Annotated in this window: 13 protein-coding genes; 12 read left to right on the top strand and 1 reads right to left on the bottom strand. The window is 39.4% G+C overall.

What is annotated here, in order from left to right; genetic code table 11:
* Nucleotides 1-19 precede the first annotated feature (19 nt).
* From pilB to arfB, 7 genes are all read left to right on the top strand, one after another.
* On the top strand, nucleotides 20-1,723 hold the full coding sequence (gene pilB, locus ABD009_RS11255; protein ID WP_343825440.1) for a type IV-A pilus assembly ATPase PilB: 1,704 nt from the start codon (nucleotides 20-22) through the stop codon (nucleotides 1,721-1,723).
* 24 nt (nucleotides 1,724-1,747) lie between these two features.
* The gene (locus ABD009_RS11260; RefSeq protein ID WP_343825442.1) at nucleotides 1,748-2,983 is read left to right on the top strand and encodes a type II secretion system F family protein; all 1,236 of its coding nucleotides are present in this window, start codon (nucleotides 1,748-1,750) and stop codon (nucleotides 2,981-2,983) included.
* Nucleotides 2,984-3,061: 78 nt separating this feature from the next.
* Nucleotides 3,062-3,958, top strand: coding sequence for a prepilin peptidase (locus tag ABD009_RS11265; RefSeq protein WP_343825445.1), 897 nt, complete (start codon nucleotides 3,062-3,064; stop codon nucleotides 3,956-3,958).
* A 5-nt stretch (nucleotides 3,959-3,963) separates the two neighbouring features.
* On the top strand, nucleotides 3,964-4,617 hold the full coding sequence (gene coaE / locus ABD009_RS11270; protein WP_343825447.1) for a dephospho-CoA kinase: 654 nt from the start codon (nucleotides 3,964-3,966) through the stop codon (nucleotides 4,615-4,617).
* A 60-nt stretch (nucleotides 4,618-4,677) separates the two neighbouring features.
* Nucleotides 4,678-5,427 carry a cell division protein ZapD gene (locus ABD009_RS11275; RefSeq protein WP_155696221.1) on the top strand — a complete coding sequence of 250 codons (750 nt, stop codon included), beginning with the start codon at nucleotides 4,678-4,680 and terminating at the stop codon, nucleotides 5,425-5,427.
* A gap of 11 nt (nucleotides 5,428-5,438) precedes the next feature.
* Nucleotides 5,439-5,669 carry a DNA gyrase inhibitor YacG gene (gene yacG / locus ABD009_RS11280; protein WP_155696220.1) on the top strand — a complete coding sequence of 77 codons (231 nt, stop codon included), beginning with the start codon at nucleotides 5,439-5,441 and terminating at the stop codon, nucleotides 5,667-5,669.
* A 1-nt stretch (nucleotide 5,670) separates the two neighbouring features.
* A complete protein-coding gene (gene arfB / locus ABD009_RS11285; protein WP_343825452.1) occupies nucleotides 5,671-6,084 on the top strand; it encodes an alternative ribosome rescue aminoacyl-tRNA hydrolase ArfB in 414 nt (137 codons plus the stop codon).
* 19 nt (nucleotides 6,085-6,103) lie between these two features.
* Here the strand turns inward: arfB and ABD009_RS11290 are convergent, their stop codons facing one another.
* Nucleotides 6,104-7,528 carry a hypothetical protein gene (locus ABD009_RS11290; RefSeq protein WP_343825454.1) on the bottom strand — a complete coding sequence of 475 codons (1,425 nt, stop codon included), beginning with the start codon at nucleotides 7,526-7,528 and terminating at the stop codon, nucleotides 6,104-6,106.
* A gap of 204 nt (nucleotides 7,529-7,732) precedes the next feature.
* Between ABD009_RS11290 and ndk the strand changes: the two genes are divergently transcribed.
* The 5 genes from ndk (at nucleotide 7,733) to ispG (ending at nucleotide 13,851) form a co-directional block, all read left to right on the top strand.
* Nucleotides 7,733-8,164: a nucleoside-diphosphate kinase gene (gene ndk, locus ABD009_RS11295; protein WP_155696217.1), complete on the top strand. Its 432-nt coding sequence runs from the start codon at nucleotides 7,733-7,735 to the stop codon at nucleotides 8,162-8,164.
* Between the two features lie 303 nt (nucleotides 8,165-8,467).
* Nucleotides 8,468-9,652 carry a dual-specificity RNA methyltransferase RlmN gene (gene rlmN / locus ABD009_RS11300; protein WP_343825458.1) on the top strand — a complete coding sequence of 395 codons (1,185 nt, stop codon included), beginning with the start codon at nucleotides 8,468-8,470 and terminating at the stop codon, nucleotides 9,650-9,652.
* Nucleotides 9,653-9,684: 32 nt separating this feature from the next.
* Nucleotides 9,685-11,589 (top strand): type IV pilus biogenesis/stability protein PilW, encoded by a 1,905-nt coding sequence (pilW, locus tag ABD009_RS11305; RefSeq protein ID WP_343825460.1) that lies wholly within the window; start codon nucleotides 9,685-9,687, stop codon nucleotides 11,587-11,589.
* Nucleotides 11,589-12,731 carry a RodZ domain-containing protein gene (locus ABD009_RS11310; RefSeq protein ID WP_343825462.1) on the top strand — a complete coding sequence of 381 codons (1,143 nt, stop codon included), beginning with the start codon at nucleotides 11,589-11,591 and terminating at the stop codon, nucleotides 12,729-12,731. The genes pilW and ABD009_RS11310 overlap by 1 nt, the downstream gene beginning before the upstream one ends.
* A gap of 16 nt (nucleotides 12,732-12,747) precedes the next feature.
* Entirely contained in the window at nucleotides 12,748-13,851 is a 1,104-nt protein-coding gene (gene ispG / locus ABD009_RS11315) for a flavodoxin-dependent (E)-4-hydroxy-3-methylbut-2-enyl-diphosphate synthase (RefSeq protein ID WP_343825464.1), read from the top strand.
* Nucleotides 13,852-13,915 lie beyond the last annotated feature (64 nt).

Here is a 13,915-nt window from a genome sequence, read left to right on the forward strand (position 1 = left end):
GGATTAGTTTATTTAAGATATGCCAAATTCATACAAAGGTGCGTTGTTACGTCAGCTTTTAAGCCATCAACTGATTTCGGATGAAGACGTTGAAAAGGCACAACAAAATCGAAAACAATATCACTCTATGCCCGAAACCTTGGTGGCAGAGAACATTGTTAGTGCCGAAAACCTAGTACTCTTTGTTAGTCAACGCTTTGGTGTTTCTCGCTTTGACATAAGTCAGTTTGATATTGCCACTATTCCTGATGATGTAAAAAATGAAAAACTAGTTTCAAAACATCAAGTTTTACCTGTAGCTAAAAAAGGCCGTACGTTATTTTTAGCTACAAGCGATCCTACTGACGTTTCTGCACAAGAAGACTTTGAGTTTAATACCGGTCTGCAAACTGAGTTTGTTGTATGCGAACCAGGCCCACTTGCTGAAATGATACACAAAGCATTTTCTTCGTTGGAAGAAGGCTTAGGCGTTGATGAAAGTGACATGTTGGAACTTGCGGACTTGGAAACCGAATCTATTGATTCAAACCAAGATAATGCTGACGAAGACGGTTCTGATGATGCCCCAATAGTTGTTTATATTAACAAAATTCTTATGGATGCCATTCGCAAAGGCGCGTCGGATTTACACTTCGAACCTTATGAAAAAGAATATCGAATTCGTTTTCGTGTAGACGGAATTTTAACAGAAGTAGCAAAACCACCAACGGCATTAGCAGGGCGTTTATCAGCGCGCATTAAGGTCATATCAAACTTAGATATAGCAGAAAAGCGTAAGCCTCAAGATGGTCGTATAAAGCTAAAAATATCAGCTAAGAAGTCTATTGATTTTCGTGTTAGTACGCTACCTACTATCTGGGGCGAAAAAGTAGTAATGCGTATCTTAGATTCGTCGAGTGCCATGTTAGGCATCGACGTATTAGGTTACGAAGAAGAACAAAAACGACTTTACATGGAAGCGCTAGAACAGCCCCAGGGGATGATTTTAGTTACTGGGCCAACGGGTTCTGGTAAGACCGTTTCTTTGTATACAGGCTTAAATATACTAAATACCCCTGAGCGAAATATCTCTACCGCGGAAGACCCAGTTGAAATAAACCTTTCGGGTATTAACCAAGTTCAAATGAACGTCAAAGCTGGATTAGACTTTGCCTCTGCTCTAAAAGCCTTTTTACGTCAAGATCCAGATATCATCATGGTAGGTGAAATTCGAGATTTAGAAACTGCTGAAATTTCAATAAAGGCCGCGCAAACAGGTCACTTGGTTTTATCTACTCTGCATACCAACTCGGCACCTGAAACTCTTACGCGTTTGGCTAACATGGGCGTTCCGGCTTACAACATCGCCAGTTCGGTATCGCTTATAATTGCGCAGCGTCTTGCTCGTCGCTTGTGTTCAAAATGTAAAGAACCAGAAACTGACCTTCCAGAAGTAGAATTGCTAAAAGAAGGCTTTACTGAAGAACAACTTAGTACTATGACCTTGTTCAAACCTATTGGCTGCAACGACTGTACAAATGGTTATAAAGGGCGTGTAGGTATTTACGAAGTCCTAAAACTAAGCGAAAGAATGCGAACTATTATCATGGAAGGTGGTAACTCGTTGGATATAGCCAAACAAGCAGCGGCTGAAGGTATGAATGACCTTCGTAAGTCTGGGCTTATTAAAGCGGCGTCTGGCATGACAAGTTTATCTGAAGTTAACCGCGTAACAAATTCTTAACCAATGGATTATTAAGCGAAAATTATGGCAGTGAATAACAAGAAAAAAGTCGCTAAAAAGCAAATTGCCTACGTTTATGAAGGTTTAAACCGTCGTGGCGGAAAGATCAAAGGTGATATGTTTGCCATGTCGCCGACTGAAGCCAAAGGAATGCTTAAAAAGCAGGGCATCACACCGACAAAAGTTAGAAAAAAACCAACACCATTATTTGGTTCAGGCAACAAGCCTATAGACAGCAAAGATATTGCTGTATTTACCCGCCAGGTAGCGACAATGCTAACGGCGGGTGTGCCATTGGTACAGTCATTAGAAATGATTGCCAAAGGAGCGGAGAAGGCGAACTTACAGAAATTAGTTAACGACGTGTTAATGCACGTCCAGTCGGGTTCACCGGTAGCGGACGCATTAAGAACTCAACCTAAATACTTTGATGACCTGTACTGCGATTTAGTGGAGTCTGGAGAAAAATCTGGCGCACTTGATAGTATATTTGATCGTATTGCGGTTTATAAAGAAAAGTCAGAAGCGTTAAAGTCTAAAATCAAAAAAGCCATGACCTACCCAATTGCTATTTTAGCTATATCATTCATTGTTGTTGGTATTTTATTGGTTTACGTAATCCCGAGTTTTGAAGATATTTTTGCTAGTTTTGGGGCTGAATTACCAGCGCCAACACAAATGGCCATCGCGGCGTCTAAAGTTGCGCAAGATTATTGGATTTATGTTGTCGCCGGGATTATTGCCGGGATTTATCTATTCAAACGGGCGCTTCGTACCAATAAGCGATTTGCAGATTCTATGGACGCATTGTTATTAAAAGCGCCGATTGTAGGTAACATTGTGAACAAAGGGGCGATTGCACGTTATGCCCGAACTTTATCTACCACCTTTGCTGCAGGTGTTCCGCTTCACGAGGCACTAAATTCTGCTGCTGGCGCGTCAGGCAATGCCGTTTATAAGCGAGCCATTCAAGAAATCAAAGCGGATGTATCAGCGGGTAATATGATGCATGTTGCAATGCGAGCAACTGACTTGTTTCCAGACATGGTGACTCAAATGGTGTCTATTGGTGAAGAGTCAGGTGCGCTTGATACCATGTTAGAGCGAGTGGCTAATGTGTATGAGCAAGAAGTAGATGACGCGGTAGATGGTATTACAGCGCTTATAGAGCCTTTTATAATGGTATTTTTGGGTACCGTTATTGGTGGTCTAATAGTTGTAATGTATCTACCAATCTTCCAAATGGGTAATGCCGTTTAAGTTTTAAAAGCCGCCTGGAGGATTAACTCCGGGTTGGCTGTTTCTTTTTAATAAATCAGTGAGTAGAAGACACCATTCATGTTTGATCAATTTTTCTATTTAATGGAGCATTCAACTCCATTCTTAATTACCGTTGTGACTATTTTGTCTTTGTTAGTGGGCAGTTTTTTAAACGTGGTGATATACCGCTTGCCCGTTATGATGGAAAAACAATGGGCTTGTGAGTGTCGTGAGTTGCTTGAAGATGAATTAAAAAAGCCAAAACAGTCTCAGCAACAATCCGCCAAAGACGCTCAGTTTAATTTGGTAAAACCAGACTCACATTGTCCATCGTGTAATGCGCCGGTAAAAGCTTGGCAGAACATTCCGGTAATTAGCTACCTACTTCTAAAAGGTAAGTGTGCTAGTTGTTCAACACCAATTTCTTTGCGTTACCCAGCTATCGAACTGCTAACCGCTATTGCTTCAGCTGTAGTCGCCGTAAAATTTGGCTATTCATTACAGACTTTAATTTTAGTGCCACTCACATGGGTTTTCATCAGCCTTATTTTTATCGACATTGATAAAATGTTACTGCCGGATCAGTTAACTCTACCGCTATTGTGGTTGGTATTAATGAGCTCTGTTTGGGACGTGTTTTTAACGCCGAAGTGGACAATTATAGGCGCTGCGTCTGGTTATCTCGCTTTGTGGTTTGTTTATTGGGGCTTTAAACTCCTAACTGGCAAAGAAGGTATGGGTTTTGGTGACTTTAAATTGCTCGCGGTAATTGGCGCTGTTGTTGGCATTGTTAAACTCCCAATGGTTATTTTATTGTCCTCTGCAGTAGGCGCTGTCATCGGTTTATCAATGATGGCTTTTGGCGATAAGACTAAAAATTCACAAATTCCTTTTGGCCCATACTTAGCCATAGCAGGTTGGATAACAATGTTGTGGGGCGATGAAATGCTTAATGCCTATTTAGGGTTTATGTAATTTATATGTTGGATAATGCATTAGAAACCGAATTTTCTGATCTACTTTTTTATATAAAAGATAAACTCATTATTGGCTTAACGGGCGGAATAGGCTCTGGAAAAACCGCCGCCAGCGATCATTTTATGAAACTGGGTGTAGACATTGTTGATGCAGATGTTATTGCCCGTGAAATAGTTAAACCAAATAGTAAGACCTTAAGTAAAGTTGCAGAACAATTTGGTGCAGATATTTTATTAGAAAACGGTGAGCTGAACCGAGCAAAACTGCGCGAGCGAATTTTTACCAATGATGATGATAAGCAAGCGCTAAACAGCATAATGCAACCCGCTATTCGATACGCATTACTTGAGCAGTTAAATAAAGCACGCTCTGAGTATGTAATTTTGTCTGCACCGCTACTATTAGAAAACGGCTTAGAAAAGTATTGCCAGCGAGTACTTGTGGTTGATGTTCCAGTAGAAACTCAACTACAAAGAGCCAGTAGTCGAGATACGGTATCGAGTAATCAGATCCAATCTATAATAGATAGTCAGATAGATAGAACCTCGAGGCTGTCGAAAGCGGATGATGTTATCGATAATTCTGCAGATTTGACGCATTTATACAAACAAGTAACTCAATTACATAATAAATATTTGACACTAGCGGTTGGTTAACCCATATTGGTTCAATATGTAGCCAGTTGGACCTAAAACAATAATAAAGTACGGTTAACCATGAATTCTGTTGTTTACGAACACCCATTAAATGAAAAAGTTAGACTGCTTATGCGGTTGGAACTGCTGTTTACACAATTATCAACGCATCAAGACGTAAGTGATCAAATTCATATACAGCCCTTTTTTAACTCTTTGTTTGGAACAATTGAAGTTTTAGAGCGGAACGACATTCGCGGTACATTAACTTATTATTTAGATTTACTCGAAAAGAGCATGTTGCGCTGGTCTGCGCATCCAGAAATTCATAATGAATCATTACAAAAAAATCTGAAAGAAACTATCAACTTACAGTCTCAAATTTCCAAAATGAGTAAAGCTTGTCAGGTTCTAAAAGAAGATAAATTTTTAGCCAGTTTACGACAACGTTTTGGAATTGCTGGTGGTACATGTGATTTTGATTTGCCACAATTTCACTATTGGCGTTTAAAGCCGATAGAACAGCGCCAAGAAGATATAAAAAAGTGGCTACAAGTGTTAGCGCCACTAGAACAAGCGTTAAACTTTTCGTTGTTGTTTATTCGCGAGTCCGCAGAGTTTTCTGTGCAACAAGCACCAAATGGCTTTTACCAAGATAGCTGCAGTGATAATATTTCATTACTTCGCGTCAAATACGATCCTGAACTTGGTTACTTCCCTACTGTTAGTGGCAGCACTCGTCGCTTTGCTATTAGCTTTATGCGACCGGATAAAAGTTCTGTAAAAACTTCAGTCAATGATACAATCACGTTTGAACTAGCAAACTGCTGATTAGGTAATCCATGACAACAAAAGTTAACTGTCCTACATGTGACACTAAAGTCACGTGGGAACCTGCATCTGAATTTCGTCCATTTTGCAGCAAACGCTGCCAACTAATTGATCTTGGTGAGTGGGCTAGCGAATCAAATAGAATCGCTGAGTCTCCATTAGTTTCGTCAATGTCGGAGTCAGAATTGGATCAAGTTGAACGTCTATTAGAACAACGTTCTCAAGACTATTTAAATTCTTAATATGATACAAATTAATGAAAATGTAAGCCTTGCTGACAACGAAGTCGAAATCCATGCTATTCGTGCTCAAGGGGCTGGTGGGCAAAACGTCAATAAAGTTTCGTCGGCTATTCATCTTCGCTTTGATATAAAAGCATCAAGTCTGCCACTGTTTTACAAAGAAAGATTGCTGGCGATGAAAGATTCGCGTGTGACTAAAGACGGTGAGTTGATCATTAAGTCTCAACAAAGTCGTACGCAAGCGCAAAATCGTGAAACGGCAATTGAACGTTTAGTAGAAATAATCTGCTCAGCGATTAAAACATTGCCGCCACGTAAGCCAACTAAGCCGACTCGTTCATCGCAGCGTAAACGATTAGACAGCAAAACCAAACATGCTCAAATCAAAAAGGCGAGGGGCCGAGTGGACTTTTAAGGCTTCACAAAACCTGTACTTAGTTTTTTCTCATGGCGTTGTCACGACGCCAAAAAGTATCTTGGTTTATTTCTATTTCCCATACTTCTGCAGGGTTCCAAGTATATCCTTTAGGAAATTGCTTGGCATAAAAGGCAGCGCCAAAGTCTGAGTTCTTTCTAGCCTCATCATTTAGCAAGTTGTAATCAAAAGTAATAAGTGCCTGAGAAAAGTCATCGTACTTTATTTGGCGACGAGTGATTTGCTTCACAATTGCAGAGTTGTATTCGTTTGGACTCATGCCAATCACAATAGCGCGCTCTGGCTGACCTGTTTCTTTTGAAATAAAGTATATTCCAGCCCCTAACGGATACTGCCCAATTAGCTTCAAAAAAACCTTTGCGAAAGAGGCATGGATTAAATCTTTTTCAATCCCACTTTTTATAATGTCGTAGGCTTTATAAATAATCGAATAGTCGTGTTTGGGCTTAGTAGATAACAAAAATGATGCGTAAATCATTGGTATTCTAAGCAAGTTACCCATAGCATTAGATGGTTTTATATAGTTGTCTAAAATTGATTCCATCAAATCATAACGAGCCATTGCGTTTTGGTAATCTTCAGCTTGTTGGTTATGAAAGGCTTCTTTGTCTGGCTTGCCTAAACCAAACTCAATATACTTTTTAGTATTCGAAAAAATAACACTAATTAAGCCCTGTCGCTCTTTATCGCCCAGTAAACGGTATCGATTTCCCTTGTAAAAGGCATCGGCTTCAAGGCTATAACTGCCTATCTGGTGTAGTAGAGCAGCGCTAACGATAGGTCTTAATACTTCTTTTATATAAACATTAAGCATTTCAGGATCTGGCTCTTTTACCTCTTCATTGTCTGCCTGCTCAATCATTCTGGGCACGAGCGCAACAATTCGTTCATCATCGATTAATTTATCTTTAATCAATTGATGGAATAAACAAATAGACCAAGCCGCTATGTATATAGGTTTGTTTTTTTCATTACTTGGACATCTAGAGTGAGATTGCGGTAAAGGCGATCGTAATACCAAAGAAGTAATAAACTTATTAGCGTCTTTTTCATTAAGGGTATTTTCAATGATGAGATCTGCAAGCTCATTCACCATTAATGTTCGTCGTCTAAAGCCGCCTAGTATTTTAGGCTCTAATGAATTTACCGTTGCTTTAGATTTATCAACAATATTTTGTAATTCACCAAGGTATAACTCAGTGTCTGACTGATCTTTAATCGCAGGGTAATAGCCGTTGGCCTTTTCAAACGCAACGATAGTTTCAAGCTGATTGTGCGCTTCGTTTAGTCGGTCAAGTTCACGCTGGTAAGTTAGAACCGTGTCATCAAACTCTGCATAGAATTGTTGTGCGTCGCTGATTAAGGCTAAATACTTATTTTTCACTTGTTTCAATACATCGGTGATGAACAACGGTGAAGCCATTAACAATCCTTAAAAAGCTATATTTTATAAGCGGTTAAGCGCTTATCTATTTTTAGTACATTTATTTTCGGAGCACAACCTAGTCGCTACATTATGTTATCGAATGATAAATATAAGCAAACATATTTTTTTTAATAAAGTTCGCGTATAATTCGCGCCCAGAATTCAGAATCTTTAATTTTAATTTATATATGGAGTTTAACCATGGCGTTAGAACGTACTTTTTCAATCATCAAGCCAGACGCAGTAGCTAAAAACGTAATCGGTGCTATCTACAACCGTTTCGAATCTGCTGGTCTACGTATCGTAGCATCAAAAATGGTACACCTTTCACAAGAGCAAGCTGAAGGCTTCTACGCTGAACACAGCGAACGTCCTTTCTTTGGCGCTCTAGTATCTTTCATGACTTCTGGTCCTGTTATGGTTCAAGTTTTAGAAGGCGAAAACGCTGTTCTTAAAAACCGTGAAATCATGGGTGCTACTAACCCTGCTGAAGCACTAGCTGGTACTTTACGTGCTGACTATGCTGCATCAATCGACGAAAATGCGGTACACGGTTCTGACGCTCCTGAGTCAGCTGCACGTGAAATCGCTTACTTCTTCTCTGCAGACGAGCTATGTAACCGTACTCGTTAATCTTTGCAGATTAGTTGATAATAGAAAGGGACTTTAGCTTGCTAAGGTCCTTTTTTATATTTTTGCTGTGACTTTTTAACTTTAACTTTAACTTTAACTTTAACTTTAACTTTAACTTTAACTTTAACTTTAACTTTAACTTTAACTTTAACTTTAACTTTAACTTTAACTTTAACTTTAACTTTAACTTTCGTTTTTGCAATGTGCCTTTTGCTACAAAGTGTTTAACAGGGTATATCGCAAAAACAATGTACGCGTGTAATAACGCATCTTAATAACGATACAAGTTACATAGAGGTAAATATGTCTGTAGAAAATGTTCAAACCAACGATCAAGCCAATGCTCAAGTCACAACAGTGACACCAAAAGCTCAAAAGAAATTTAACTTACTAGATTATGATCGCGACGCAATGCGTCAGTTCTTTAAAGATGAGTTTAACGAAAAATCATTTAGGGCCGACCAGGCGATAAAGTGGATTTATCAAATGGGTCAAACAGACTTTTCTGAGATGACTAACTTCTCTAAAGCGCTTCGCGCCAAGTTAAATGAAAAATGTGAAGTTCGCGCACCGGAAATTTCAGTTCGCCAAGAATCTACAGACGGTACAATCAAGTACGCAATGCTATTAGAAGGCGGACAAGAAGTAGAAGCAGTTTGGATACCAGATGGAGACCGCAGAACCTTATGTGTATCTTCGCAAGTTGGCTGTGCATTAGAATGTACTTTTTGCTCTACCGCTCAACAAGGTTTTAACCGTAACTTAACCGTTGGTGAAATTATTGGTCAGGTTTGGCGTGTTGCTCAAGATATTGGTTGGGACGGACAGTCAACTAATCGCGCAGTAACAAACGTGGTAATGATGGGCATGGGCGAACCACTTTTAAACGTTAAAAACGTAGTGCCAGCAATGGAATTAATGATGGACGACTTTGCATTTGGTTTATCAAAGCGTCGAGTCACAATTAGTACATCTGGTGTTGTTCCAGCATTAGACTTATTGAAAACAAAAATTGACGTAGCCTTAGCAATTTCTCTACATGCGCCAAATGATGAACTAAGAGACATTCTGGTTCCAATTAACAAAAAATATAATATCGAAGAGTTCTTAGCATCTTGTCGTCGTTATATTGATGGCTCTACAGCAAACAAAGAGATCACCATTGAGTACGTTATGCTAAATGGCATTAATGACTCAATGGAACAGGCTCGTGAATTAGCACAAACGTTAAGAGGCACGCCATCTAAAATTAACCTAATCCCATGGAACCCGTTCCCGGGTGCGCCATATGAAAAATCTTCGAATAGTCGTGTAGATAGATTCGCAAAAGTAATGCAAGAAGAAGGTTATACATGTATTGTTAGACGTACTCGTGGCGACGATATTGATGCCGCGTGTGGGCAGTTGGTGGGTGATGTTGTTGACCGAACAAAACGTTTGTTAAAAAAACAGATGAAAGGTGATTCAATATCAGTCAAACTGGTTTAGTTAATAATAATAATAACTAAAAGAAGTGGGTTATGGGACGAATTCTATATTTGCTTTGCTGCATAACATTGTTATCAGCATGTGTTACGGAAAAAACATTTATCGACTCAAAAAAACAGGTACGTAGTTTTGAGTTTGATCGAGATGAAGCAGCTCGTACCCGCTTGATTTTAGCGCTTAGCTATTTAGAAACGAACCGTTTTGAACAGGCTAAGTTTAATTTAGAAAAGGCGCTAGAGTTTAATCCTGAGCGCGCCGACGTCAATTACAGTTTGGGTTATTACTACCAAATGGTTGGCGAAATGGAAATTGCCGAAAAGTACTATCTTGAAGCAATAGACCTAGAGCCTAAAAATCCAGATACATTAAACAACTACGGTACATTCTTATGTAATGTAGGTCAGCTTGATAAAGCGGCGGTTTATTTCAAAAAAGCCATCAATATTTCTAAGTACACTCGTGCCGCTGACAGTTATGAAAACTTAGCGATATGCGCGTTGTCAAATGACCAAATTCTTCAAGCGCAAGAATACTTTGAGATGTCTTATAAGCACAATCCAAGTCGTGCCTATAACCTATTATCTTTGGCAGGTATTAAGTACGCAACCGGAGATTTAATAGCTGCACTAAATTTTTACACTCGCTTTAACCGCATTGGTCAGGCAACACCGCGAAGCCTTCTACTAGGTTATATTTTAGAAACGAAGCGCGGCCGACTAAATCAAGCCAACCAATATGCCGATCAAATTATTGCTAATTTCCCTGAAAGCAATGAAGCACTATATATAACCACCAAAACGGTGATTAATAGTGAATTTGAACAGCTTCGCTTAAAGTATCAGGCGAAACATAACAATTCGCCAAAAATTAAAATCACTCGAAAGACAGCCAGCAACTCATTAGTAAAACCAAAAAAAGTAAATACGCCGAGTAAAGCGACTTATCAAAGTAAACCAGGTGGCAGTGCATTAGCGTTGCCAACGGTAATTGCTACAGCGGTAAAACAAGTGGCTACGCAGTCAGAGTTTGAAGCTGAATTACAACAAAAAGTAGCGATGTTTTCTAAACCATTAACCGATACAGAGTCTGTTAGCTTGCCAGCGGAAGTTAAGTCTGCCGTGGTGATTAGACAAGAGGCGCCATTGCCAACGGAAGAAATTCTATTAAAAGAAGTAGCCAGTGCAAAATTAGTTAATGATCGTGCAACAACAGTTAATAACCGTGAGTATACAAAAGTAGAACCGGTTAAACTTATTGTACCGACTTATGAAGTGCAACCGGGCGATAACTTATACCGTATTTCGGTGACCTTTAATGTAAAGGTAGAACGATTAGTCGCTTGGAATGCATTATCTAAAGCGGAAGTGAGTGTAGGCCAAACATTATTTGTGGCAGACCCAGAGCCTTATGTAGTACTTCAAAAAGAACAACAATTGTCAGATGTAGCAAAACAGCAAAAAGTTGAATTAGAAGCACTATTGAGATGGAATAGCCTAGACCAAGATGGATGGTTAAAAGAAGGTCAAAAAGTCTTAGTTGCTGATCCTTCATGGTATACCACTCGTCAACAAGCAGATGCAATGGCGGGACTTGGAGAGCCAATTTCAGTAGATAATGCGACTATCACTATACCTACGCATAAAGTTAAATCAGGCGAATTTTTATATAAAATATCAAAAGATTATAATGTGAAGTTAGATACACTGATTAAGTGGAATAATCTAACATCAAAAGCTAAATTAAAAGTTGGCCAAGTTATCTACGTTGGAAACCCAGATGTGTATTACACATTGCCGCAAAGTCAGAGTATGGAGCTTACGGCAAAACGTATAGGTATTAACGTTCAGCAGTTAAAAGATTGGAATAATATAGACCAAGATGGTGTCTTATCAGCAGGGACCAGGTTATTGAAAGTGAATCCGGAGCAGTATCAATAATGAAAGACGAAAATCAAATCGATGTAGTAGATGAAACATCAACAACTGAAGTTCAAAAAGAGTCAGTAGGACAGATATTATCAAGTGCGCGTGTTGCGCAGGGTATTAGTTTAGAAGATCTATCTGAACAAATTAGAGTACCAATGAAGGTGCTTGTTGGTATTGAAGCTGATGACATCCCAAATACATTACCTGAAACTTTTATCAGAGGTTACATTCGTAGCTATGCGAAAAAGGTCGGTGTGGAAGAGTCTCGAGTATTAATAGAGATAGAAACTACGGCGGCGAGTTCGCCAGACGCAATGGCCATGCAGTCATTTTCTAAGCGTAGCAAGCGTAAAAAAGTTGAACGTAGGTTGACAATTATAAGCTGGTTAATTTTTATTATCTTAGGTTCGGCATTGGTTATTTGGTGGTATCAAACTAAAGGGATTGAAATGCTTAACCCTGTAGAGCCAACCACTAAAGTTACTGAAAGTGAAGATAACGCTGTTCAGGAGCTTAATACTTCTGAGTTAACTCCAGCTGCAATGGAAGAGTCTGAAGGCGATACCAAAATTGAAGAAAATGCAGACTTAGCAGCTGCTCCTTCAGAGGCGCAAGCGGATGATTTTCCAGCAAGTGCATTAAGAGTTCAAAAGCCAGAAGCTCAACAAGCTGACGTTGAGAATACATCAGTAGAAACAACCAATGTTGTTACAGAAAACCCTGAGAACACAGTTGCACAAAATGTGAATCAAGAAGTTGCACCTGCAACTCAAACGCTTGAAGCAGCGCAACAGAAAACGGTTAATACTGATGAAGAAGCTGGTGTAAAACCAGTTCAATCACCAATTGTGTTAAGCGATGAAGAAAAACGTTTGTTAGCCGAAAACGGTGAAATAGACGAAAACGACTTTATTAGAGTTGAATTTAAGTTTGAACAAGAAGTTTGGGTAGAAGTTTATGACGCTTACGACGAGCGTATTGCAGTTGGTAATAAACCTGCTGGCTACCTAATGAAATTGAACGCGCAAGGCCCATTCAGAGTATTACTTGGCAGTACTTATGGCGTCACTATTTGGGTGAACGATAAAGAGTACGACATTTCAGAATATCCAACTAATCGAGTTGCTCGATTTGATATAGACACACAACAGTAAAAGAGAATAGAAAAAGATGTTTGGTGAAAACCCGATTAAAAGACGTAAATCCACCCTAATTATGGTCGGCGATGTGCCGGTTGGGGGAGATTCGCCGATTGCAGTTCAATCAATGACAAACACCGACACAAATGATGTTGCGGCAACCGTAGATCAAATTAACCGTATTCAAGCAGCTGGTGCCGACATTGTTCGCGTATCTGTGCCTACGATGGGTGCTGCGGAAGCCTTTAAAGAAATTAAGAAACAAGTTTCTATTCCTTTGGTTGCTGATATTCATTTTGATTATCGTATTGCCCTCAAGGTTGCTGAGTATGGCGTTGATTGCCTTCGCATAAACCCAGGTAATATTGGTAATGAAGAGCGTATCAAAGCCGTTATTGATGTAGCAAAAGAAAAGAACATTCCAATTAGAATTGGTGTGAACGGTGGTTCTTTAGAAAAAGACATTCAAGAGAAGTATCACGAGCCTACTCCGGAAGCTTTGGTTGAGTCAGCCATGCGTCATGTGGAAATCTTACAACGCCATGACTTTCATAACTTTAAAGTGAGTGTAAAAGCGTCGGATGTTCATTTGGCAGTTGGCGCTTATAGATTGCTTGCTCAAAAAATTGATCAACCTTTGCATTTGGGCATTACCGAAGCCGGTGGCTTTAGATCTGGTGCAGTAAAATCTGCAGTAGGTTTAGGTATGTTACTGGCAGAAGGTATTGGCGACACAATCAGAATTTCATTAGCTGCTGATCCAGTTGAAGAAATTAAAGTTGGCTTCGATATTTTAAAGTCTTTAGGTATTCGTTCACGAGGCATCAACTTTATTGCTTGTCCTAGTTGCTCACGTCAAGAGTTTGATGTGGTAGGAACGATGAATCAGCTAGAAGAACGATTAGAAGACGTTGTAGAGCCCGTTACAGTATCTGTAATTGGTTGTGTGGTAAATGGTCCTGGTGAAGCATTAGTCTCTGACTTAGGGCTTGCTGGCGCGAATAAACGCAGTGGTTTTTATATCAATGGCCAGCGTCAGAAAAAACGTATCGACAATGACAATATTGCAGAGCAATTAGAGTCTGAAATACGAGAGTTTATTGCCAATAAGATCCAAGTCGAAAATATTGAATAAACTTATCGTTTAGTTAAGAAAAATCACACATTAGTGAAATTACTTTCGGTAATGTAGGGTCTAG

The sequence above is a fragment of the Psychrosphaera haliotis genome (genome assembly GCF_039523615.1).
Taxonomy (GTDB): domain Bacteria; phylum Pseudomonadota; class Gammaproteobacteria; order Enterobacterales; family Alteromonadaceae; genus Psychrosphaera; species Psychrosphaera haliotis.

What these genes read in the sequence shown, in the direction of transcription:
- coaE (WP_343825447.1), top strand. Translation starts at nt 3,964, where the DNA reads ATGTTGGATAATGCATTAGAAACCGAATTTTCTGATCTACTTTTTTAT.
- ABD009_RS11260 (WP_343825442.1), top strand. Translation starts at nt 1,748, where the DNA reads ATGGCAGTGAATAACAAGAAAAAAGTCGCTAAAAAGCAAATTGCCTAC.
- ABD009_RS11275 (WP_155696221.1), top strand. Translation starts at nt 4,678, where the DNA reads ATGAATTCTGTTGTTTACGAACACCCATTAAATGAAAAAGTTAGACTG.
- ndk (WP_155696217.1), top strand. Translation starts at nt 7,733, where the DNA reads ATGGCGTTAGAACGTACTTTTTCAATCATCAAGCCAGACGCAGTAGCT.
- yacG (WP_155696220.1), top strand. Translation starts at nt 5,439, where the DNA reads ATGACAACAAAAGTTAACTGTCCTACATGTGACACTAAAGTCACGTGG.
- pilW (WP_343825460.1), top strand. Translation starts at nt 9,685, where the DNA reads ATGGGACGAATTCTATATTTGCTTTGCTGCATAACATTGTTATCAGCA.
- ABD009_RS11310 (WP_343825462.1), top strand. Translation starts at nt 11,589, where the DNA reads ATGAAAGACGAAAATCAAATCGATGTAGTAGATGAAACATCAACAACT.
- rlmN (WP_343825458.1), top strand. Translation starts at nt 8,468, where the DNA reads ATGTCTGTAGAAAATGTTCAAACCAACGATCAAGCCAATGCTCAAGTC.
- ispG (WP_343825464.1), top strand. Translation starts at nt 12,748, where the DNA reads ATGTTTGGTGAAAACCCGATTAAAAGACGTAAATCCACCCTAATTATG.
- arfB (WP_343825452.1), top strand. Translation starts at nt 5,671, where the DNA reads ATGATACAAATTAATGAAAATGTAAGCCTTGCTGACAACGAAGTCGAA.
- ABD009_RS11265 (WP_343825445.1), top strand. Translation starts at nt 3,062, where the DNA reads ATGTTTGATCAATTTTTCTATTTAATGGAGCATTCAACTCCATTCTTA.
- ABD009_RS11290 (WP_343825454.1), bottom strand. Translation starts at nt 7,528, where the DNA reads ATGGCTTCACCGTTGTTCATCACCGATGTATTGAAACAAGTGAAAAAT.
- pilB (WP_343825440.1), top strand. Translation starts at nt 20, where the DNA reads ATGCCAAATTCATACAAAGGTGCGTTGTTACGTCAGCTTTTAAGCCAT.